Source organism: Kitasatospora sp. NPDC001175 (assembly GCF_053598215.1).
In genome coordinates this window covers 21,809-43,869 of record NZ_JBSFJU010000038.1, presented here as the reverse complement: position 1 = coordinate 43,869, position 22,061 = coordinate 21,809, and the positions used below count along the sequence as shown (strand labels likewise).

General features: G+C 72.7%; 15 protein-coding genes and 1 pseudogene. 15 read left to right on the top strand and 1 reads right to left on the bottom strand.

Annotated features, from left to right (window positions below):
• Nucleotides 1-125 precede the first annotated feature (125 nt).
• Complete coding sequence (locus ACWDAK_RS25035; RefSeq protein WP_344640129.1) at nucleotides 126-785, top strand: trimeric intracellular cation channel family protein; 660 nt, start codon at nucleotides 126-128, stop codon at nucleotides 783-785.
• On the opposite strand, the gene ACWDAK_RS25030 is transcribed toward ACWDAK_RS25035, so the two are convergent.
• On the bottom strand, nucleotides 721-1,542 hold the full coding sequence (locus ACWDAK_RS25030) for an IclR family transcriptional regulator (protein ID WP_344640130.1): 822 nt from the start codon (nucleotides 1,540-1,542) through the stop codon (nucleotides 721-723). The two genes, ACWDAK_RS25035 and ACWDAK_RS25030, sit on opposite strands and share 65 nt — an antisense overlap.
• A gap of 136 nt (nucleotides 1,543-1,678) precedes the next feature.
• On the opposite strand from ACWDAK_RS25030, the gene ACWDAK_RS25025 reads away from it, so the two are divergent.
• From ACWDAK_RS25025 to ACWDAK_RS24960, 14 genes and pseudogenes are all read left to right on the top strand, one after another.
• The gene (locus ACWDAK_RS25025; RefSeq protein WP_427394921.1) at nucleotides 1,679-2,863 is read left to right on the top strand and encodes a cysteine desulfurase family protein; all 1,185 of its coding nucleotides are present in this window, start codon (nucleotides 1,679-1,681) and stop codon (nucleotides 2,861-2,863) included.
• Nucleotides 2,864-2,938: 75 nt separating this feature from the next.
• On the top strand, nucleotides 2,939-4,078 hold the full coding sequence (gene mnmA, locus ACWDAK_RS25020; protein WP_344640132.1) for a tRNA 2-thiouridine(34) synthase MnmA: 1,140 nt from the start codon (nucleotides 2,939-2,941) through the stop codon (nucleotides 4,076-4,078).
• Between the two features lie 73 nt (nucleotides 4,079-4,151).
• A complete protein-coding gene (locus ACWDAK_RS25015) occupies nucleotides 4,152-4,676 on the top strand; it encodes an LOG family protein (RefSeq protein WP_344640157.1) in 525 nt (174 codons plus the stop codon).
• A gap of 27 nt (nucleotides 4,677-4,703) precedes the next feature.
• Nucleotides 4,704-5,393, top strand: coding sequence for an SDR family oxidoreductase (locus ACWDAK_RS25010; protein WP_344640133.1), 690 nt, complete (start codon nucleotides 4,704-4,706; stop codon nucleotides 5,391-5,393).
• Between the two features lie 59 nt (nucleotides 5,394-5,452).
• Nucleotides 5,453-6,460 (top strand): methionine synthase, encoded by a 1,008-nt coding sequence (locus ACWDAK_RS25005; RefSeq protein ID WP_344640134.1) that lies wholly within the window; start codon nucleotides 5,453-5,455, stop codon nucleotides 6,458-6,460.
• A 31-nt stretch (nucleotides 6,461-6,491) separates the two neighbouring features.
• Entirely contained in the window at nucleotides 6,492-8,756 is a 2,265-nt protein-coding gene (gene ligA, locus ACWDAK_RS25000) for an NAD-dependent DNA ligase LigA (protein ID WP_344640158.1), read from the top strand.
• A gap of 356 nt (nucleotides 8,757-9,112) precedes the next feature.
• Nucleotides 9,113-10,885 (top strand): annotated as a pseudogene (locus tag ACWDAK_RS24995) (EAL domain-containing protein); the annotation flags it as partial.
• A gap of 286 nt (nucleotides 10,886-11,171) precedes the next feature.
• Complete coding sequence (gene gatC, locus ACWDAK_RS24990) at nucleotides 11,172-11,468, top strand: Asp-tRNA(Asn)/Glu-tRNA(Gln) amidotransferase subunit GatC (RefSeq protein WP_344640136.1); 297 nt, start codon at nucleotides 11,172-11,174, stop codon at nucleotides 11,466-11,468.
• A 6-nt stretch (nucleotides 11,469-11,474) separates the two neighbouring features.
• Nucleotides 11,475-12,968: an Asp-tRNA(Asn)/Glu-tRNA(Gln) amidotransferase subunit GatA gene (gene gatA, locus ACWDAK_RS24985; protein ID WP_344640137.1), complete on the top strand. Its 1,494-nt coding sequence runs from the start codon at nucleotides 11,475-11,477 to the stop codon at nucleotides 12,966-12,968.
• Complete coding sequence (locus ACWDAK_RS24980) at nucleotides 12,965-13,207, top strand: hypothetical protein (RefSeq protein ID WP_344640138.1); 243 nt, start codon at nucleotides 12,965-12,967, stop codon at nucleotides 13,205-13,207. The genes gatA and ACWDAK_RS24980 overlap by 4 nt, the downstream gene beginning before the upstream one ends.
• Before the next feature lie 38 nt (nucleotides 13,208-13,245).
• Nucleotides 13,246-14,754 (top strand): Asp-tRNA(Asn)/Glu-tRNA(Gln) amidotransferase subunit GatB, encoded by a 1,509-nt coding sequence (gatB, locus tag ACWDAK_RS24975; protein ID WP_344640139.1) that lies wholly within the window; start codon nucleotides 13,246-13,248, stop codon nucleotides 14,752-14,754.
• 213 nt (nucleotides 14,755-14,967) lie between these two features.
• Nucleotides 14,968-15,168, top strand: coding sequence for a hypothetical protein (locus tag ACWDAK_RS24970; RefSeq protein ID WP_344640140.1), 201 nt, complete (start codon nucleotides 14,968-14,970; stop codon nucleotides 15,166-15,168).
• 149 nt (nucleotides 15,169-15,317) lie between these two features.
• Nucleotides 15,318-18,401 (top strand): helix-turn-helix transcriptional regulator, encoded by a 3,084-nt coding sequence (locus tag ACWDAK_RS24965; protein ID WP_449806502.1) that lies wholly within the window; start codon nucleotides 15,318-15,320, stop codon nucleotides 18,399-18,401.
• Nucleotides 18,402-18,711: 310 nt separating this feature from the next.
• Nucleotides 18,712-21,819, top strand: coding sequence for a putative bifunctional diguanylate cyclase/phosphodiesterase (locus ACWDAK_RS24960; protein ID WP_344640142.1), 3,108 nt, complete (start codon nucleotides 18,712-18,714; stop codon nucleotides 21,817-21,819).
• Nucleotides 21,820-22,061 lie beyond the last annotated feature (242 nt).

The window sequence follows — 22,061 nt, the reverse complement described above, 5'->3', positions numbered from 1 at the left end:
GCACGGGGAGCCGCGCGAGGGTGCCCCTGGCCCCTGGCCCCTGGAACCGGGTGCCGGCCGCTGCCCCGGGCGCCCCGGTCGAGAGCGTGTGCGAGAACAGGTCCCGGCCCAGGTAAGAATTGACGGTGACCTCGCAGCTCTTCCCGCCCGGTGTCCAGCAGACGCTGGACCTCGTCGGCATCTTCGTCTTCGCCCTGTCCGGCGGCCTGCTGGCCGTTCGCAAGAACATGGACATCTTCGGCATCTGTGTGCTCGCCGAGGCGACCGCACTGGGTGGCGGGGTCATGCGCGACCTGGTGATCGGGGCCACGCCGGTGGTCGCGTTCACCAATCTCGGGTACTTCGTGACCCCGCTGGTGGCCGGTCTGGTGGTGTTCTTCCTGCACCCCGAGGTGGAGCGGATCAACCGCAGTGTGCAGACCCTGGACGCGCTGGGCCTCGGCCTGTTCTGCGTCACCGGCACCGCCAAGGCGCACGACTACGGCCTGGGCTCGGTCGCCGCGGTGGCCCTGGGCATGCTGACCGCGGCCGGGGGCGGCGTGATCCGGGACGTCCTGGCCACCGAGACGCCCTCGCTGCTGCGCTGGGACCGCGAGATCTACGCGGTGCCCGCGCTGGTCGGCGCCGCGCTGGTGGCGATCTTGATATCGATCGGGCGGCTGAGCACCGCCACCGCCTCGGCCGCCGCGCTGACCGCCTTCGGCCTGCGGATGCTGGCGCTCAAGTACGGCTGGCGCGCGCCGCGCGCCTGGCACCGCAACGGTTCTCGCACCAGCGAGGAGTAGGCGAGCCGCCGTACGCCAGCGAGATCGCCTCGGCCGTGCAGAGCAGCTCGGGGAGCAGGCTGCTCAGTTCGCCGGTCGGGGCCGGCCGGACCGGCGCCAGGACGGCGCAGGCCGCGACCGCCCGGCCCTCGGTGCCGACGACCGGGGCGGCCAGGCAGTCGACCGCCTCCCGGTGCCCGCCCCGGTCCAGCGCCCACCCCCGGCGCCGGACCGCGGCCAGCTCGCTCCGGAGCTCCCCGACGGAGCGGATGCCGCCCAGGGGATGCTCGGGAAGGTCCACGACTTCGAGATAGGCCGTCAGCTGGTCCTCCGGCAGGTCGGCCAGTAGCACCCTGCCGACCGCCGTGGACACCGCGGGTACCCGGCGGCCGATCCGCCCGGTCGGGCCGGGCCAGGAGCAGGGGAGCCCGGGACGGCGGCTCTCCACCGTGTCCAGGTAGAGCACCTCGCCCTCCTCCAGCACCGCCAACTGCACGGTGTGCCCGTACCGCTCGTTGAGCGCGGCCAGGTAGGGCGCCGCGACCTGGCGGACGTCGATCCCCTCCAGCGCCTGCCGGGCCAGCGCGAACATCCGGCCGCCGAGCCGGTAGCGGTGGTCCGCCTGGCGGTGCACCAGGCCGTGCTCCTGCAGGGTGCGCAGCAGACGCAGCGCCGTCGATCTGTGGACTCCGATCCGGGCCGCCGCCTGCTCCAGCGAGGCGGGCCCGTCGCCGAGCGAGGCGAGGATCGTCAGCGCCCGGTCGACCGTCTGAGACATTCCGCCCACCCCTCAGTGCCCCTGGCAGTGGGCAGGAGGCTAACGGCGCGTTCCCGGGCGTGCAATGGTCAAATCGCCTCCGGCGCGCGGGCGTCGGGATCAAGGCTGCGGGGATGCCCCTACACTGGACAGCGCTATGCCATATCTCGACCACGCAGCCACCACCCCGATGCTGCCCGAGGCGATCGCCGCCATGAGCGCACACCTCGGGGTCGTCGGCAATGCGTCCTCGCTGCACGCCGCCGGTCGCCGGGCCAGGCGGGTGGTGGAGGAGTCCCGTGAGTCGCTGGCGCTGTCGCTGGGTGCGCGGCCGAGCGAGATCGTCCTCACCGCGGGCGGTACCGAATCGGACAACCTCGCGGTCAAGGGCCTGTACTGGGCCCGGCGGGACGCCGATCCGGCGCGGCGCCGGGTGCTGTGCAGCCCGGTGGAGCACCACGCGGTGCTGGACGCGGTGCACTGGCTCTCCGAGCACGAGGGCGCGCAGGTCGAGTACCTGCCGGTCGACCCCTACGGGCGGGTGCACCCCGAGGCGCTGCGCGAGGCGATCGAGCGCGACCCGGCGTCGGTGGCGCTGATCACCGTGATGTGGGCCAACAACGAGGTCGGCACCATCCAGCCGATCACCGAACTCACCGGCGTCGCCCGCGAGTTCGGCATCCCGATGCACGCCGACGCGGTGCAGGCGCTGGGCCAGGTCCCGGTCTCCTTCGCCGAGTCCGGGCTGGACGCGCTGACCGTCACCGGGCACAAGATCGGCGGCCCGTACGGGGTCGGCGCGCTGCTGCTGTCCCGCAGCGCAACTCCGGTGCCGCTGCTGCACGGTGGCGGCCAGGAGCGCGACGTCCGCTCCGGCACGCTGGACGTCCCCGCCGCCGCCGGCTTCGCCGCCGCCGCGGCCATCGCGGTGGAACGGCGGGAGGAGCACGCGGAGTTCGTCGCGGGCCTGCGGGACGAACTGATCGCGGGCGTGCACGCCGCCGTACCCGACGCCGTCCTCAACGGGGACCCGAGTGCCCGGGGGCGGCTGGCCGCCAACGCGCACTTCTCCTTCCCCGGCTGCGAGGGCGACGCGCTGCTGATGCTGCTGGACGCCCGGGGCATCGAGTGCTCCACCGGCTCCGCCTGCTCGGCCGGGGTGCCGCAGCCGAGCCACGTCCTGCTGGCGATGGGGGCCGAGCCGCTGCTGGCGCGGGCCTCGCTCCGGTTCTCGCTCGGCCACACCTCGACCCGGGACGACGTCACGGCGCTGCTCGGCGCGATCGAGCCGGCCGTCCGGCGCTCCCGCAACGCCGGTCTGGCGGCCGCGGCGCGGCGCTGACGCGCCCCTGGGAAGCTCCCCCCGAGCTTCCACCGCGCGTCCGTACGCGCGCGAGCACGTACGCTTGGGTGCATCATGACTGAGTTCCCTGGCGCCCCCACTGGTCCCAATGACGGCCGTCGACTGCGTGTGCTGGCCGCGATGTCCGGCGGGGTGGACTCCGCCGTCGCCGCCGCCCGAGCCGCCGAGGCGGGGCACGAGGTGACCGGGGTGCACCTGGCGCTCTCGTCGAACCCGCAGTCGTTCCGGACCGGCGCCCGCGGCTGCTGCACCATCGAGGACTCCCGCGACGCGCGCCGCGCGGCCGACGTGATCGGCATCCCGTTCTACGTCTGGGACCTCGCCGAGCGCTTCCGCGAGGACGTGATCGACGACTTCGTCGCCGAGTACGCCGCGGGCCGTACCCCGAACCCCTGCCTGCGCTGCAACGAGAAGATCAAGTTCGCCGCGCTGCTGGACAAGGCGATCGCGCTGGGCTTCGACGCGGTCTGCACGGGCCACTACGCCAGGATCGTCGACCTCCCCTCCGGCGAGCGGGAGTTGCACCGCGCGGTGGACATGGCCAAGGACCAGTCGTACGTCCTCGGCGTGCTCACCGCCGACCAGCTCGCCCACTCGCTGTTCCCGCTCGGCGACACCACCAAGGACGTGATCCGCGAGGAGGCGGAGCGCCGCGGTCTGGCGGTGGCCAAGAAGCCGGACAGCCACGACATCTGCTTCATCGCGGACGGCGACACCCAGGGCTTCCTGGCCCGCCACCTCGGCACCGCCAAGGGCGACATCGTCGACACCGACGGCACCAAGCTCGGCGAGCACGACGGCGCGTACGGGTTCACCATCGGGCAGCGCAAGGGCCTGCGGATCGGCCGCCCGGCCGCCGACGGCAAGCCGCGCTACGTGCTGGACATCTCGCCGGTGAACAACACCGTCACGGTCGGCCCGGCCGAGGGGCTGGACGTGCTGGCGCTGACCGCGATCAAGCCGCGCTGGTGCGGGGCCGAGCCGGTCGGCGCGGGTGAGTACACCGCGCAGCTGCGCGCCCACGGCGAGGAGGTCCCGGTGACCGCCGAGATGACCGGCGGCGAGCTGCGTGTCCGCCTCGCCGCCCCGGCGCGGGGGATCGCGCCCGGCCAGGCCGTGGTGCTCTACGACGGCACCCGGGTGGTCGGCTCGGCCACCATCGCCACCACCGAGCGGCGCCCCGCCGGCGTGTGACACGCCGCCGCCGGGTACGGGACGAAACCCCCGTGCCCGGCGGGTCCGCGAGGTGGTACACCTGGTGACCACTATGAACATCACTGTCTTCTGTTCCGCGTACTCCCTCGACGAGCGCTACACCGCCCCGGCGGCCGAGTTCGCCCGGCTGCTCGGTGAGCACGGCCACACCCTGGTCTGGGGCGGCTCGCACGCCGGGCTGATGGGGCTGCTCGCCGACGGCGTCAAGGAGGCCGGCGGCCGGCTGGTCGGGATCTCGGTCCAGCTGCTCGCGCACAAGACCTACGAGGGCGCCGACGAGCTGGTGATGACGCGCGATCTCGCCGAACGCAAGGCCCGGTTGCTGGAGCGGGCGGACGCCGTGGTGGTGCTGGTCGGCGGCCTCGGCACGCTGGACGAGGTCACCGAGGTGCTGGAGCTGAAGAAGCACGCCCTGCACGACAAGCCGGTCGTGGTGCTCGACACCGAGGGCTTCTACCAGGGGCTGCGCACCCAGCTGGAGCGGATGGATTCCGAGGGCTTCCTGCCCCGCCCGCTCGCCGAGCTGATCCACTTCGCCGCCGATCCGGCCGAGGCCCTGGCCCACCTCGAAGCCTGACCTCCCACACCAGCAAGGAGCCCTGCCATGGGTGCACACCTGATCACCGGCGCCTCTTCCGGCATCGGAGCCACCGTCGCCACCAGGCTCGCCGAACGCGGCGAGCAGCTGTGGCTGCTGGCCCGCGACGCCCGGCGCGCCGCCGAACTGCGCGGGCGCTTCCCCGGCGCCCGTACCCTGGTCGGCGACCTGGGCGAACCGGGCAAGCTGTCCTGGGCGTTCGGCCACCAGGAGCTGCCGGTCGAACTGGACTCGCTGCTGCACATCGCCGGTGTGGTCCAGCTCGGCGAGATCGGCGAACTGCCGGTCAAGGCCTGGCAGGAGCAGCTGAACGTCAACCTGGTCGCACCCGCCGAGCTGACCCGGCTGCTGCTGCCCTCGCTGCGGCTCGCCAAGGGCCACGTGGTGTTCGTCAACTCCGGTGCCGGGCTGAACGCGAACGCCAACTGGGGCGCGTACGCGGCCAGCAAGCACGGGCTGCGGGCGCTCGCCGACTCGCTGCGGCAGGAGGAGCACGGCCACGGGGTGCGGGTCACCTCGGTGTACCCGGGGCGGACGGCGACCGCGATGCAGGTCTCGGTGCACCAGCAGGAGGGCAGGGAGTACGACGCCTCCCGCTGGATCGACCCCGAGTCGGTGGCCACCTCCGTCCTGACCGCGCTCGACCTGCCGCGCGACGCCGAGATCACCGACATCACGGTCCGTCCGGGCCGGTAGGCCCGCGCCGCCGCGGGCGGGCCTCAACGGCTCCGGGTTCCTGGCCTAGGCTCGTGCCCGTGAGCGAGTACTCCTTTCCCGAGCTGATCGGCGCCGCGACGGGCGTCGGATCGATGCCAGGCACCGATGCCCGTGAGGCCGCGAAGACCGCCGTAGGCGCGCTGGAGCAGCTGCCGTACCTGCCGGAGCTGCCCGCGCGAGGGCCCGGCGCCGACATGATCGGCCGCGGCGCCGGCCTGCTGGTCGAGCTGTTCGCGCAGGTGGAGCCGAGCGGGTGGCGGTTCGCCGACCGGCCGGGCCGGGACACCCGGCGGGCGTACTCGTGGCTGGGCGAGGACCTGGACGCCCTGGAGGAGTTCACCCAGGGGTACCAGGGTGCGCTGAAGCTGCAGGCGGTCGGCCCGTGGACGCTGGCGGCCTCCGTGGAGCTGAGGCACGGGGAGAAGGCGCTCTCCGACCCGGGCGCCTGCCGGGACATCACGGAGTCGCTCACCGAGGGACTGCGCCGTCACCTGGCGGAGGTGCGCAAGCGGGTGCCGGGTGCGCAGCCCGTACTGCAGCTGGACGAGCCCTCGCTGCCCGCCGTACTGGCGGGCGCGGTGAAGACCGCCAGCGGCTTCCAGCGGCTGCGCGCGGTGGACCGGCAGGTGGCCGAGGAGCAGCTGCGCGGCCTGGTCCGCGGCCTGGACGTGCCGGTGGTGGTGCACTGCTGCGCCCCGCAGGTGCCGCTGGCGCTGCTGCGCCGGGCCGGGGTGGCCGGGGTGTCGCTGGACTTCTCGCTGCTGACGGAGCGTGAGGACGAGGACCTGGGCGAGGCGGTGGAGGCGGGCACGGCGATCCTCGCCGGTGTGGTGCCGTCCACCGACGCGGGATTGTCGGACCCGGCCGGTAGTGTCCAGGTTGTCAGGAGGTTGTGGCGCAGGCTCGGGTTCGCTCCGGAGCTGCTGGGCCGCCGGGTGCTGGTGACACCGACCTGCGGGCTGGCGGGGGCCTCTCCCGGGTACGCGCGCAGGGCACTGTCACTCAGTGTGAAGGCGGCGCAGAGCCTGGTGGACAACCCGGAGTAGCACGGTAGTTGAGATGTAGGAGGGCGGCGTGGTGGCTGTCGAGGGCTGGGAGGACGTGCCGGCGGAGGTGCGCAAGCGGCACGCCGAGCTGGCAGTCGAGATCGAGGAGCACCGCGTCCGCTACTACGAGCAGGACGCGCCGACGATCAGCGACGCCGAGTTCGACCGGTTGATGCGCGAGCTGGAGGCGATCGAGGCCGAGCACCCGGTGCTGGTCACCCCGGACTCGCCCACCCAGAAGGTCGGTGGCGCGCCGGCCGAGGGCTTCGCGAAGGTCGAGCACCGCGAGCGGCTGCTGAGCCTCGACAACGCGATGGACGACGACGAGCTGGCCGCCTGGGCCGAGCGGGTCGCCCGGGAGCTCGACGGCCTGAAGTACCACTACCTGTGCGAGCTCAAGGTGGACGGCCTGGCGGTCAACCTCACCTACGAGAGGGGCCGACTGGTCCAGGCCGCCACCCGGGGCACCGGCCGGGTGGGCGAGGACATCACCGCCAACGTCCGCACCATCAAGGAGATCCCGCACCAGCTGAGGGGCGACAACATCCCCGAGCTGGTGGAGATCCGCGGCGAGGTCTACCTGCCGACCGAGGCCTTCGAGGAGCTCAACGCCTCGCTCGCCGCCGAGAACGAGCGCCGCAGGCAGGAGAACGAGCAGCGCGCCAAGGAGGGCAGGCGCCCGCAGGCCCTGGTCAAGCTGTTCGCCAACCCCCGCAATGCGGCCGCCGGTTCGCTCCGCCAGAAGGACCCGCTGGTCACCGCCTCCCGTCCGCTGCACATGGTGGTGCACGGCATCGGCGCCCGGGCCGGCTTCGACATCGACTGCCAGTCGCACGCCTACCAGCTGCTGCACGACTGGGGCCTGCCCACCGCCCGGCACAACACGGTGGTCGAAACCCTCGACGAGGTGCGGGCGTTCATCAGGCACTACGGCGAGCAGCGGCACTCGGTCGAGCACGAGATCGACGGCGTGGTCGTCAAGGTGGACGAGATCGCCCTGCAGGGCCGGCTCGGCGCCACCTCCAAGTCGCCCCGCTGGGCGATCGCCTGGAAGTACCCGCCGGAGGAGGTCACCGGCAAACTGGCGAGCATCCAGGTCGGCATCGGCCGCACCGGCCGGGCCACCCCGTTCGCGGTGCTGGCCGAGCCGGTCAAGGTCGCCGGTTCGATGGTGCAGTACGCCACGCTGCACAACCAGCAGGTGGTCAAGGCCAAGGGCGTGCTGCTGGGCGACACCATCGTGCTGCGCAAGGCGGGCGACGTGATCCCGGAGATCCTCGGCCCGGTGGAGGACCTGCGGGACGGCACCGAAGAAGAGTTCGTGATGCCCTCGCACTGCCACGAGTGCGGCACCGAACTGCGCCCGATGTCCGAGGGCGACATCGACCTGCGCTGCCCCAACGCCCGTAGCTGCCCGGCCCAGATCCGCGAGCGGATCGCCTACCTGGGCGGGCGCGAGTCGCTGGACATCGATGGCCTGGGCTACGTCGCGGCGACCGCGCTCACCCAGCCGCTGGAGCCCGCCGAGCCGCCGGTCGGGAACGAGGGGGACATCTTCGGTCTCACTCGGGAACAGCTGCTCCCGATCAAGGTGATGGTCCGCGATCAGAAGTCCGGCATGCCCAAGCTGGACGACCGGACGGGCAGGGAGAAGGTGGTCACCTTCTTCGCCAATCTCAGGGGCGAGCCGAAGAAGACCGCCGGTCTCCTGCTGGAGAACCTGGACAAGGCCAAGGACCGCCCGCTCTGGCGCTACCTCAACGGCCTGTCGATCCGTCACGTCGGCCCGGTGGCCGCCCAGGCGCTGGCCCGCGAGTTCCGCGACCTGGACGCGGTCTTCGCGGCGAGCGAGGAGCAACTGGCCGCCACCGAGGGGGTCGGCCCGATCATCGCCCGTTCCATCAAGGAGTGGTACGAGGAGGACTGGCACCGGGAGATCCTGGAGAAGTGGCGGGCGGCCGGGGTCCGGTTCACCGAGGAGGCGGCCGAGACCAAGGGGCCGCGTCCGCTGGAGGGCCTCACCGTGGTGGTGACGGGCACGCTGGCCGGCCACACCAGGGACGGCGCCAAGGAGGCACTGACCTCACGCGGTGCGAAGGTGACAGGGTCTGTCTCGAAGAAGACAGATTTCGTCGTGGTCGGTGACAACCCCGGGTCCAAGTACGACAAGGCGGTCCAGCTCGGCCTTCCGGTGCTGGACGACGCGGGTTTCGCGGTCCTGCTCGACCAGGGGCCCGAGGCCGCCCGGGCCCACCTGGGGCTGGCCTCCCCGGCCGAGGAGGCCCCGGAGAGCTGACCCCCGTTACCGTCCTGATGCCGCGTCACCCGGGTTCCTGCTCAGGAAAGAGGGCATTCTGTCACTGAGCGGCATCCATCGACGGGTGGCGCGCTCAGGGATGTCCGAAAGTCCGCCCTCTCGGCGTACGTCGGCATACCCTGGTGCGCAACAGAGTGTCAGCAGGGGTTGGCGGCATCGGACTTCCAGGCCGGTTCCGCAGGGGACGCCCCGTCAACTGGCGCCCACCGGCACCAGCAGGTGCCGCACCGAAAGGCGGCCTGACGGGGCGGGCCCGACGGAGGACAGGGCATATGGATCGTACGACCGGCGGTGCGCCCACACGCCCGCCGCAGGGGGTGGCAGGTGCGGTCCTGCTGCTCGGCGTGCTGCTGGCCGGCGCCGCGCCGCTCATACCGCTGGCCGTGCTGGTCTACCGGTACGAGCCCGAGCTGCTGCCGCTCTTCGCGGTGCCGCTGGCCGTGCTGGTCGCCGCCTGGCGGATGGCACGGGACCGCGCCCGGGACCAGCTCACCGACCCGCTCACCGATCTGCCGAACCGCCATGCGCTGCTGCTGGCGGCCCAGGAGGCGATCGCCGAGCACGACGGTGAGGAGGACTACAGCGTTGGGCTGATCCTGCTCGATCTGGACCGTTTCCGATCGCTCAATGACGCGCTCGGGCATACCGCAGGCGATCGCTTACTGGTCCACATCGCCCGCCGGCTGCACCGCGCGCTCCGCACCGGCTCCCACCACCACGGCGGGCATCCGGGCCGGGACGACCCGGACGACGTCTTCTCCAGCCTCCCGCCGACCATGCAGAACGGCGGCCGGCCGGTGGTCGCCCGGCTCGGCGGCGACGAGTTCGCCGTCCTGCTGCCCGGCGTCGGCCGCCCGGAGACCCTGGAGCGGGTGGCCAAGGCGCTGATCGCCGAACTCGCCGCACCGATCAGGCTCGACGGCCTGCTGCTGGTCCTGGAGGCCAGCGCCGGGGTCTGCGTCTACCCCGAGCACGCGCAGGACGCCGAGGCCCTGCTGCGCCGTGCCGACGTGGCGATGGGCCACGCCCAGCACCGGCGCAGCGGCGTCGAGCAGTACGACGAGGCCCGCGACATCGACACCCCGTACCGGATCGGCCTGCTCGGCGACCTGCGCCGGGCCCTGGAGACCGGTGAGGTGCTGCTGCACTACCAGCCCAAGGTGGCCTTCGACGGCCGGGTGGTCGGCCTGGAAGCCCTGCTGCGCTGGGAGCGGCCCGGGCAGGGCAAGGTGCCGCCGGACGAGTTCATCGGGCTGGCCGAGTCCAGCGGCCTGATGCCACGGCTCACCGACTACGTGCTCGAGGCGGCCGTCGGCCAGCTCGCCGCCTGGCGGGCCCAGGGCCTCCAGGTCCAGGTCGCGGTCAACGTCTCGCCCCGCGACGTGCTCAACCCCGGCTTCGCCGGCCGGGTCGCCGCCCACCTCGACCGGAACCAGGTCCCCGCGCACGCCCTCCAACTGGAGATCACCGAGCGGCTGCTGCTGGACGACTCGCGGCTCGCCGCCGACACCCTCGCCGAACTGCGCAGGTACGGCGTGGGCATGTCGCTGGACGACTTCGGCACCGGGCACTCCTCGCTGGTACGGCTGCGCAGCCTGCCGGTCGGCGAGCTGAAGATAGACCGCTCCTTCGTCTCCCGGATGGTCGCCGACGACCACGACGCCGCCGTGGTCCGCTGCTCGGTCGAACTGGCGCACTCGCTCGGGCTGACCGTGGTCGCCGAGGGCGTCGAGGACGACGAGACCTGGGAGCAGCTGCACGGGCTGGGAGTGGACGCGGTGCAGGGGTGGTTGGTGTCCGCCGCCCTCCCGGCCGACCAGGCCACCGCCTGGCTGATGGTGCACCGCACGGTAGACACCCCCGTTCCGGGCGGGCTGGTGGCCGCCCCGCCGGTCCCCAAGCCCCGCCCGGCCGTCGGCCAGACCGTTCCGGCGGTCCCGAGCGTCGCCCAGGCCGTCCCGAGCGTCGCCCAGGCCGTCCCGAGCGTCGCCCAGCACTTCTCCGCCATCGGCCAGCCCTTCCCGGGTGTGGGCCAGCCCTTCCCGACCGTCGGCCAGGCCGTTCCCACCGTCGGTCAGGCCGTGCCCACCGCCGCCCAGCCCGAGTAGCACCCCGGGGCCGCGGGGGCGGCACGGGACACCCCGCGGCCCGGTGCCGGGCCGGCTGCACGGCTCCCCGTGCCCCGCAGGTCCACCGTGCCGTGCTCCCGGAGGCAGTCCGGTTGCTCCGGACGGCCCCGCCGGACCGGGGACCCGCAATAAGTCGAGGCGGGCGCCGAACGGCTACCCAATAGGATGTGCCTAGACCAAGAGGACGGGTGTGCCCCAAAACCCCCGCCCCGGGTCGGGCACCCGGTGCCCGGCCTCATCCAGAACTCACCTTGAGGATCGCTGCATGCCTGGCATCACGCGCGAGGAGGTCGCCCACCTCGCTCGGCTGTCGCGTCTTGAGTTGCAGGCCGAAGAGCTGGACCACTTCGCCGAGCAGCTCGACGTGATCATCGGCGCGGTCGCCCGCGTTTCCGAGGTCGCCGGACAGGACGTCCCGCCGACCTCCCACCCGCTTCCGCTGACCAACGTCATGCGGGCGGACGAGGTGCGACAGTCGCTCACCCCGGAACAGGCGCTCTCCGGCGCCCCGGCCGCCGAGGAGCAGCGTTTCCGTGTGCCGCAGATCCTCGGGGAGGACTGACCAGCCGTGACTGATCTCTACCGTTACACCGCCGCCGACACCGCCGCCGCCATCGCCAAGGGCGAGGTGAGCGCGGTCGAGGTGACCCAGGCCCACCTGGACCGGATCGGCGCCGTCGACCAGAAGGTCAACGCCTTCCTGCACGTCGACACCGAGGGCGCGCTCAAGGCCGCCAAGGCCGTCGACGAGAAGCGCGCCAAGGGCGAGGAGCTGGGCCCGCTGGCCGGTGTCCCGCTGGCCCTGAAGGACGTCTTCACCACCAAGGGCGTCCCGACCACCTGCGGTTCCAAGATCCTCGAAGGCTGGATCCCGCCGTACGACGCCACGCTGACCACGCGTCTGAAGGACGCCGGTGTGGTCATCCTCGGCAAGACCAACATGGACGAGTTCGCGATGGGATCCTCCACCGAGAACTCGGCGTACGGCCCGACCGGCAACCCCTGGGACCTCTCCCGGATCCCGGGCGGCTCCGGCGGCGGTTCGGCCGCCGCGCTGGCCGCGTTCGAGGCCGCACTGGCGATCGGTACCGACACCGGCGGCTCGATCCGCCAGCCGGGCTCCGTCACCGGCACCGTCGGTGTGAAGCCGACCTACGGCGCGGTCTCCCGCTACGGTCTGGTCGCCTTCTCGTCCTCGCTGGACCAGGGCGGCCCGTGCGCCCGTACCGTGCTGGACGCGGCGCTGCTGCACGAGGCGATCGCCGGGTACGACCCGCTGGACTCCACCTCCATCAACGCGCCGGTCCCGGCCGTGGTCGAGGCCGCGAAGATGCGCGACATCCGCGGCATGCGGATCGGCGTGGTGAAGGAGTTCGCCGGCGAGGGCTACCAGGCCGGTGTGATGCAGCGCTTCAACGAGAGCGTCGAGCTGCTGCGCGAGCTGGGCGCCGAGGTCGTCGAGGTCTCCTGCCCGTCGTTCACCCTGGCGCTGCCGGCGTACTACCTGATCGCGCCGAGCGAGTGCTCCTCCAACCTGGCCCGCTTCGACGCCATGCGCTACGGCCTGCGGGTCGGCGACGACGGCTCGCGCAGCGCCGAGGAGGTCACCGCCCTGACCCGCGAGGCCGGTTTCGGCCCCGAGGTCAAGCGCCGCATCATGCTGGGCACCTACGCGCTCTCCTCGGGCTACTACGACGCCTACTACGGCTCGGCGCAGAAGGTCCGGACCCTGATCTCGCGCGACTTCGACGCCGCCTTCGCCGGAGTCGACGTGCTCGTCTCGCCGACCACGCCGACCACCGCCTTCCCGATCGGCGAGCGCGCCGACGACCCGATGGCGATGTACCTGGCGGACCTGTGCACCATCCCCTCGAACCTCGCGGGCAACGCGGCCATGTCGCTGCCCTGCGGGCTGGCGCCGGAGGACAACCTGCCGGTCGGCCTGCAGATCATCGCCCCCGCGATGGCGGACGACCGCCTGTACCGGGTGGGCGGCGCCGTCGAGGCCGCACTCAACGACAAGTGGGGACACACCCTGCTGGAGGAGGCACCGGCACTGTGAGCAGCACCGTGGCAAAGGCGAAGGGCTTCAAGCACAGCAAGCCGGGGCTCTGGCTGTCCATCGGTTCCAGCGCCTTCGGCGTGGTCGGGATCGCCAAGGACGTCAAGAAGGCCCGTCTCGAGAACGACACGCTGATGCTGGTCAACGCCGTGGTCGGCGCGGTGGCCCTGGTCACCGGCACCGCCCTGCTGGTGCGCGAGCTCCGGCAGCTCGGCCGCGACGACGTCCTGCTGGGCTGAGCGCCCGCACCGCCAAGACTTTTAGTGAAGGGGACGCTGTGAGCGTCGAAAGCCTGGTCCCGTACGAGGACGCCATCGCCTCGTACGACCCGGTGATGGGCCTTGAGGTCCATGTCGAGCTGGGTACCAAGACCAAGATGTTCTGCGGGTGTTCGACCGAGCTCGGGGCCGAGCCGAACACCCAGACCTGCCCGACCTGCCTGGGACTCCCGGGCTCGCTGCCGGTGGTCAACGCGACCGGTGTGGAGTCGGCGATCAAGATCGGCCTGGCGCTGAACTGCGAGATCGCCGAGTGGTGCCGGTTCGCCCGGAAGAACTACTTCTACCCGGACATGCCGAAGAACTTCCAGACCTCCCAGTACGACGAGCCGATCGCCTTCAACGGCTACCTCGACGTGCAGTTGGAGGACGGCGAGGTCTTCCGGGTGGAGATCGAGCGCGCCCACATGGAGGAGGACACCGGCAAGTCCTCGCACATCGGCGGTGCGACCGGCCGGATCCACGGCGCCGAGTACTCGCTGCTGGACTACAACCGGGCCGGCATCCCGCTGATCGAGATCGTCACCAAGCCGATCACCGGCGCGGGTTCGCGTGCTCCCGAGGTCGCCAAGGCGTACGTCACCGAGTTGCGTGAGCTGATCCGGGCGCTGGGCGTCTCCGAGGCCCGGATGGACAAGGGCCAGATGCGCTGCGACGTCAACCTGTCGCTGCGCCCGTACGGCACCGAGAAGTTCGGCACCCGGAGCGAGACCAAGAACGTCAACTCGCTGCGCAGCGTGGAGCGGGCCGTCCGGTTCGAGATCCAGCGGCACGCGGGCGTGCTCGACGAGGGCGGGAAGATCGTCCAGGAGACCCGGCACTTCCACGAGGAGAACGGCTCCACCACCTCGGGCCGGATCAAGGAGGAGGCGGAGGACTACCGCTACTTCCCCGAGCCCGACCTGGTGCCGATCGCCCCCTCGCGCGAGTGGGTGGAGGAGCTGCGGGCCACGCTGCCCGAGCTTCCCCGGGTGCGCCGGGCCCGGCTGCAGGCCGAGTGGGGCCTGTCCGACAAGGACATGCAGGCGGTGCTCAACGCCGGTGCGGTGGAGCCGATCCAGGAGACCATCGCGGCCGGCGCCCCCGCCGACCAGGCCCGCAAGTGGTGGATGGGCGAGCTGGCCCGCCGTGCCAACGAGACCGGCACCGAGCTGGCCGAGCAGCCGATCACCCCGGTCCAGGTGGCCCGGGTCTGCGCGCTGGTCGCCGAGGGCAAGCTGAACGACAAGCTGGCCCGCCAGGTCATCGAGGCCGTGCTGGCCGGTGAGGGCGAGCCGGACGAGGTCGTCGAGAAGCGCGGCCTCGCCGTGGTCTCCGACGACTCGGCGCTCGGCGCGGCCGTGGACGCGGCCATCGCGGACAACGAGGCGATCGCCGCCAAGATCCGCGACGGCAAGGTGGCCGCGGTCGGCGCGCTGGTCGGCGCGGTCATGAAGGCCACCCGCGGCCAGGCGGACGCCGCCCGGGTCAAGGACCTGATCCTGGAGCGTCTGGGCGTTCAGGCCTAAGGATCCTTAGCCGAAGCTAGTACCTACTTAGGTATCTGAGCCCGTACCTACTCCCTGCCGGGGGTGGGTACGGGCTCTCTAAGGTTCCGGGGGTCGGCAGGATCAGGAATGCTCCCGATGCGGGGCACCCCTCTGGGAGAGGAAGCTCTTAAGCGGACGAGGGAGGACCGGCCGAAGGGGCCGGCACTCGTCCGACACTAGGGGGAGACCCAGATGATCGAGTACCAGCTCATCCAGCACCGCGGTGCGGAACTGCGTCGGGAGGCCGAGCACGTCCGCCTGGTACGCCAGGCCCGTACCGCCCGCACCGCGGCCCGGACGGCCCGTCAGCACCGGGGCGTCCTCGCCCGGCTGGCGCGGGGCGTCCGCCGTCCGGTCGCCCGCCGGTACAGCGCTCAGCCGGTCGAATGCTGACAGCGGGGGGCGGCCCGGGCACCGGCCCGGGAGCACCCGCGGGCGGGCAACAGGGAGGGGAGGATGCCGACGGCACCTCCCCTCCGGGTTTTCCGGCCGCCGGAAAGGCCGTTCCGTCGACCTCCTGGGCCTATGGCATGCTCGCCGGTGTGGAGCAGATATCGATCAGTCCTGTCTTCGTCGGCCGCGGCACCGAGACCGAGATGCTCGCCGCGGCGCTGCGCAGGGCCGAGGCGGGGGAGCCTCAGACCATCCTGATCGCCGGTGAGGCGGGGGTGGGCAAGACCAGGTTGGTGGAGGAGTTCCTGGCGGCCGCCGGCGGCGAGGGCGTGGTCGCCGCGTTGGGCGGCTGCCTGGAGGTCGGCGCCGAGGGCCTGCCGTACGCGCCGCTGGCCACCGCGCTGCGCCGGCTGCACCGTTCGCTCGGTGCCGAACTCGAACGGGCCGCCGAGGGCATGGAGGGTCAGCTGTCCCGGCTGCTGCCGGAGTTCGGCGACACCGGCGCGGAGCCGAACGACGAGTTCGGACGGGCTCTGCTCTTCGAGCACACCGCCAGGCTGTTCGAGCGGCTCACCGCCGGCCGGACCCTGCTGCTGGTCGTCGAGGACCTGCACTGGTCCGACCGCTCCACCCGCGAGCTGCTCGCCTATCTGATCCGGACGCTGCACCGCTCCCGGGTCCTGATCGTCGCCACCTACCGCAGCGACGATCTGCACCGTCGCCATCCACTGCGTCCGTTCCTGGCCGAACTCGATCGGCTGCGGATGGTACAGCGACTGGAACTTGCCAGATTCGGACGCCATGAGGTCGCCGCACAGCTGGCGGGGATCCTCGGCAGCGGGAGCGCCGACGGCCTCGACCGCGACCTGGTCGACCGGATCCACTGCCGCTCCGAGGGCAACCCGTTCTTCGTCGAGGAGCTCGCCACCGCGCACCGGGACGGCTGTCCCGCCGGGCTGACCGACTCGCTCCGCGACATCCTGATGGTCCGGGTCGAGGCGCTGCCGGACGATACCCAACGGGTGGTCAGAATCGCTGCCGAGGGCGGATCCTACGTCGAACACGCCCTGCTCTCCGCCGTCCTGGACGAGGGTGAGGAGGCGCTGATCGAGGCACTGCGCAACGCGGTGGGCGCCAATGTGCTGCGCCCGGACACCGACGGCGAGGGCTACCGGTTCCGGCACGCCCTGGTCCGCGAGGCGGTCTCCGACGACCTGCTGCCCGGCGAGCGGTACCGGATCAACCGCCGCTACGCCACCGTGCTGGAGGCCAACGAGGTCCTGGTCGGCTGCGAGAAGCGCCCGGCGCGACTGGCCAACTACTGGTACCACGCGCACGATCCGGCGCGCGCCCTGCCGGCCGCGCTGGACGCCGCCAGGGCGGCCCGCCGCCGCAATGCCTTCGCCGAGCAACTGCGCATGCTGGAGCGGGCGCTGGAGCTCTGGGACGAGGTCTCCGAGGAGGTGCTGGAGAGCACCCTGCGCCCGTACGACTGGGCCGAGACCTACCCGGCGTGCAGCTGCGAGCCGGGCAGCCACGACGAGTCCTGCGAACGGCTCCAGCTGGTGGACGTGCTCGCCGAGGCCGTGGTGGCCGCCCGCCGCAGCGGCGACCGCGAACGCGGACTGAGCCTTGCCAAGCGGGCGTTGAAGCTGGTGGACGAGGAGCGCAGCCCGGAGCGCGCGGCCTGGTTCCGGATGAGCCGGGCGCGCATGCTGGTCCACCTGAAGCGCACCGGCGGGGACGAGGAGATCGAGCACGCCCAGCGGCTGGTGGCGGGCCTGCGGCCGTCGGCGGTGCAGGCGGAGGTGCTGGCGCTGGTCGCCTCGCACAACATGCTGGGCCGCCCGGCCGTGACCGACATCGCGCTCGCCGAACACGCGGTGGAGATCGCCAGACAGACCGGCGCAGCCGCGGTCGAGCAGCACGCCCGGATGACCCTGGGTGGTTTGCACGCCTTCTTCGGCAACGTGGACGAGGGCGTGGCACTGCTGACCGACGCGGTCGAGAAGTCCCGGAAGCTGGCCGCCGACGTGTACTGCCGGGGCCTGAACAACCTCTCCAGCCATCTGCTCGGGCTGGGTCGGGCCGCCGAGTCCGAGCGGCTGGCCAGGCAGGGCCTGGAGGCAGCCGGCCGGCTCGGCCTGCTGGCCAACACCGGGACGATCCTGACCGGAAACCTGGTCGAGGCGCTGATCGTGCTCGGCCGCCCCACCGGGGCCGCCGAAGTGCTCACCGCCTGGGCCGAGCGGTCCGGCGGCGACTCGCACCACGAGTTCCTGGACCGGCTGCGCGGGGACCTCGCCCTGGAGCAGGGCGACCCGGAGAGTGCCGCGCGGTACCTGGCCAAGGCCAGGTCCGCGGCCAAGGCCGCCGAACCGCAGCACGAGGTGCCCGCCGCCCGGCTGGCGGTCCGGATCGCCGCCCGGACCGGCCGCCCGCTCCAGGCCAGGGCCGAGCTGCTGGCCGCCTTGGGGGCCGCCGTCGAGCGGTACGCGGACCCGGACGGGCAGCTGCTGGACGGCGGCGCCGGCTGGCTGCTGCCGCTGCTGCTCGTCGGGGCGGCGAACGAGGCCGACGCCCGGGGCCTGCCCGCCGCGGAGCCGGGCCGGCCAGAGGCGCTCGCCGCGCTCGCCGCCGCGGCCGCCCGGCTCCGCCCCACGGTGCCGCTGCTGATCGGCTGCCTCCGGCTGCTGGAGGCGGAGTTGGCCCGGGCCGAGGGGGCCGACCGTCCGGTGCACTGGACGACGGCGATCGAGGCGCTGCGCGGGAGCGGGCCCACCGAGCCGCTGCTGACCGCCCTGTACCGGGGCGCCGAGGCGGCGGCCGCCGCCGGGCAGCGCGCCGCCGCCGGCGAACTTCTTTACGAGGCACGGGAGTTGGCGGAGGCTCGGGAGAACCGTCAACTGCAGTGGGAGATTTCCCGCCTGTCCGACCGAGCCGGCCTCGCCCCCGGGCCGCGGCAGGCCGAGGAACCCCCGTCCGAGCCCGACCGCGGGCCGGCCGAGCCGTTCGGCCTCACCCCGCGCGAGCGGGACGTGCTGCGGCAGCTCGCCCGGGGCCGGACCAACCGCCAGATCGCCGAGGAGCTGTACATCTCGCCCAAGACCGCCAGTGTGCACGTCTCCAACATCCTGGCGAAGCTGGAGGTTTCCTCGCGCGGCGAGGCGGCGGCACTCGCGCACCGGCTGAGGCTCTTCGCGGACGAGGAGTTGGTGCCCGTAGGGGCGTAGCCCAGAGGAGCCGTGCGCCCCGGCCGTGCGCCGCTGCCAACCGGGGCGATCCCGCCGAGAACGGGGCACATCACCACGCACAGGCCATTACTCTAAGTTGAATGTGTGTGCCGTTGAGTGACCGAAGTGGTGTAGTGTCCCGACTGGTAACACTGGTACGGCGTAGCGGAACCGCTCCGTCCAGCCCTCCTGTGGGTACCGGAAGCAGCCTGCGGGGATGCTGCAGTGACGTGGCGTCAGATCACTTCACGCGGTGGCACGGCCGAGGCCCGGGCGGATGTACGCCCCGGGTCGGAGGGGGAGATGTCGAGTGAACTCCACCGATGCGGTGCTGCCTGCCGCGCCCCCGGCCAGCCGTGAGGACTCCCGTGGCGGCGCCCCGCGCGGCGACGGCACCCGCGGTGGTGAAGCCCGTGGCCGGATCCCCGGCGCCGTGCTGATCACGCTCTGCCTGGGTTACGCGATCGGCGCCTCGCTCGGTTGGGGATCGCCCGGACTCGCCCTGTTCATGGGCGACTTCGGGCTGGCCGGGGCGGCGCTGGCGGCCTCGCTCTCCTGCCTGCTGCACGGCTGCACGGCCGGCGGTCCGGCCCGCCCGGCCTGGCTGCTGTTCGGCCTCTCCTCCTCGATGGTGGCCTTCGGCAACGGCATCTGGGGCTGGTACGAGGTGGTGCTGCGGGCCCCCGTCCCGCCGGACTCCATCGCGGAGTACCTCTTCCTGCTCTTCGCCCCGCTGGCGATCATCGGCGTGACGGTGCTCGCCCAGCGGCCCCGTACCGCGGCCGGCTGGCTCTGCCTGTTGCTGGACGGCTGGCTGGTGGCGAGTTCGCTGTTCACGCTCAGCTGGAGCCTGGCGCTCGGCCGGGTCGCGGCCGGCGAGGTCTCCTCACCGCTGCGGCTGGCCCTGGGCCTGGCCTACCCGGTGCTGGACATCCTGCTGGTCAGCCTGGTGATGGGGCTGCGCTTCCGGTGCCGCGACGGCAACCGGGCGGCGGTGCACACCGCGATGGTCGCGCTGGCCGTCACGGTGGTCTGCGACGCCCTGTTCACCTCGCCCGCGCTGCACAGCAGCTACCACTCCGGCGAGCTGCTGGACGCGGGCTGGTTCGCCGGCAGTGTGCTGCTCGCCTGGGCACCCTGGTCGCACGACCGGGTCCGCCCGCACCGCGAGCACCCGGCGGCCGGCGGCGCCCCGCGCCGCCGGGTGGCCACCACCTTCAGCGCGCTCACCCCGTACGTGGCGGCCGCCGTGTGCCTGGCCGGCATCGTCTACAACGTGATGGGCGGACGGCCACTGGATCGGGTGATGATCGTCTCGGCCTCCACCTTCGGCCTGGTGCTGCTGGTGCGCCAGGGCGTGATGCTGCTGGACAACCTCTCGCTGGCACAGGAACTCGCCCAGAAGGAGGCGCACTTCCGCTCCCTGGTGCAGGGCTCCAGTGACGTCATCATGATCGCCGACGCCAACGGCCTGCTCAGCTACGTCAGTCCGGCCACCCTCACGGTCTACAGCCGCGATCCCGAGGAGCTGGTCGGCGGCAACCTGCTCAACCTGGTCCACCCCGGCGACGCGGAGCGGGTCATGGCCGAGGTGCGCCGGCTGATGGGCCACAACCCCGGCAGGCACGGCGCCGACGCGGCCGGTACCGAGCCCTCGGCCCGGGTGGAGTGCCGGATCCGCTCCGGCGGCGGCCACTGGCTGCACGTAGAGTCCACCGTCAACCGCTACCGGGACGGGCTGATCCTCAACAGCCGGGACGTCACCGAACGGGTGATGCTGCAAGCGCAGCTGCACCACAACGCCTTCCACGACCCGCTCACCGACCTGCCCAACCGGGCGCTGTTCGCGCAGCAGGTCCGCGCCGCCCTCGGCGAGCGCCCCGGCCGGGACGACTGGCCCGCCGAGGGTGCGCGCGAGCACCCCGGGGGCGACGAGCCCACCGTGGCCGTGCTCTTCCTCGACCTGGACGGCTTCAAGGCGGTCAACGACACCTCGGGGCACCAGGTCGGCGACGAACTGCTGATCCAGGCCGCCCGCCGGCTCCAGGGCGCGGTCCGGGCCGGGGACACCGTGGCCCGGTTCGGCGGCGACGAGTTCGCCGCCCTGGTCTGCGGGCGCCTCGGCCGCGCCCAGGTGCACGACCTGGCCGAGCGGGTCCGGGTCGCGCTCTCCGAGCCGTACTGGATCGGCGGCGCCGAACTCGGCGTCGCCGCCAGCATCGGCATCGCCTTCGGCCCGCGCGGCCACGCCCCGGACACCGATCCCAGGGCCGCCACCGACGAACTGATGCGCAACGCCGATCTCGCGATGTACCGGGCGAAGTCCGAGGGCAAGGGCCGGGTGGTGCTCTACAGCCCGGCCATGCGGGCCGAACTGGAGCGCCGGTCCGAGCTGGAGGAGCGACTGCGCCTGGCCGTCCGGGAGGGCGGCTTCACCCTGCTCCACCAGCCCGTGGTGGACCTCGCCACCGGAGTGATCGCGGCCGTCGAGGCGCAGGCCAGGTGGCGCTCCGCGCAGGGGCTGGTGCTCACCCCGGCCGAGTTCCTGCGCACCGCAGAGCAGGGCGACGCCGCGACCCGGTTCGCCCGCTGGCTGCTCCAGGAGGCCGTCACCGCGGCCGCCGCCCGCCGCCGCGCGCCGGGCGCACCGCGCGCGGTCCCGGTCACCGTACGGCTGAGTGCCGAGCGGCTCTGCGCCCCCGGCGTCTACGAGACCGTCGTCAGCGTGCTGCGGGAGACCGGCCTGCCCGCCGAACAGCTGGTGATCGAGCTGGCCAGGACCGGCCCGGACGACCAGGCGGACGAGATCGGCCGCCGGCTGGCCGCGCTGCGCCGCCACGGGGTGTCCACCTCGGTGGCCAGCTTCGGGGCGGGCCGCGGCTCGCTGGGGGCGCTGGCCAGGCTCCCGTTCGACTCGCTCAAGCTGGACCGCAGCCTGGTCCAGGACCTCGCCGAGTCCACCCTCACCCGGGCGCTCGCCGGGCACGCGCTGCGGCTCGGCCGGGACCTCGGCCTGGTCACCATGGCGGAGGGGGTGGACCACGCCCGGCAGCTCTCGGTGCTCCAGGAGCTGGGCTGCCGCCAGGGCCAGGGGCTGGCCTTCGCCCAGCCGCTGGACGAGCAGCGGCTGGGCCGGGCGCTGGCCCGGCGGGTCTACCCGATGCCGAGACCGACGGGCTCGCTCTCGGCGCGGCGAGCGCACCTGGCCGCGGACACCCGATCGGGTGTCCGTCCGGAGCCGGGCGGCGACGGGGACGGACCGGCCGAGGGCTGGGGGAGGGTCCCCGCGGCCGGCGGCCGGGGACGGGCCGTACACCACCACACCGCCCTGGACCTGCCCGAACGCCGCGCGATGCCGGGATCCTGCGCTGGTCCGAACGGCGGTCCGCATAGCGAGACGGCCGTCCCACCCACTTGACACCCGGTACCGCCGAGGAGGAAGGTCGGTGCCATGCGCACCCGAATTCTCGTACTTGGCAGGCGCGTCGGCTGAGCGGACACCCGAGTCCCGCTCGTGAGAGACCGACGCGCCACCCCTCGCATGCCCTTGGCACGAGGGGTTTTTTGTTGCACTGACACTGCTCGACCACCGCAGGACCACTGGCTTCGATCATCCCGAATCGGGACGATTGAGGCAGAGCCGGAGACCGGCCCACCAGC

Bases quoted from the DNA above. Each gene is read 5' to 3' on its own strand.
- mnmA (WP_344640132.1), top strand. From the start codon at position 2,939: ATGACTGAGTTCCCTGGCGCCCCCACTGGTCCCAATGACGGCCGTCGA.
- ACWDAK_RS25010 (WP_344640133.1), top strand. From the start codon at position 4,704: ATGGGTGCACACCTGATCACCGGCGCCTCTTCCGGCATCGGAGCCACC.
- ACWDAK_RS25025 (WP_427394921.1), top strand. From the start codon at position 1,679: ATGCCATATCTCGACCACGCAGCCACCACCCCGATGCTGCCCGAGGCG.
- ACWDAK_RS25030 (WP_344640130.1), bottom strand. From the start codon at position 1,542: ATGTCTCAGACGGTCGACCGGGCGCTGACGATCCTCGCCTCGCTCGGC.
- ACWDAK_RS24970 (WP_344640140.1), top strand. From the start codon at position 14,968: ATGATCGAGTACCAGCTCATCCAGCACCGCGGTGCGGAACTGCGTCGG.
- gatC (WP_344640136.1), top strand. From the start codon at position 11,172: ATGCCTGGCATCACGCGCGAGGAGGTCGCCCACCTCGCTCGGCTGTCG.
- ACWDAK_RS25015 (WP_344640157.1), top strand. From the start codon at position 4,152: ATGAACATCACTGTCTTCTGTTCCGCGTACTCCCTCGACGAGCGCTAC.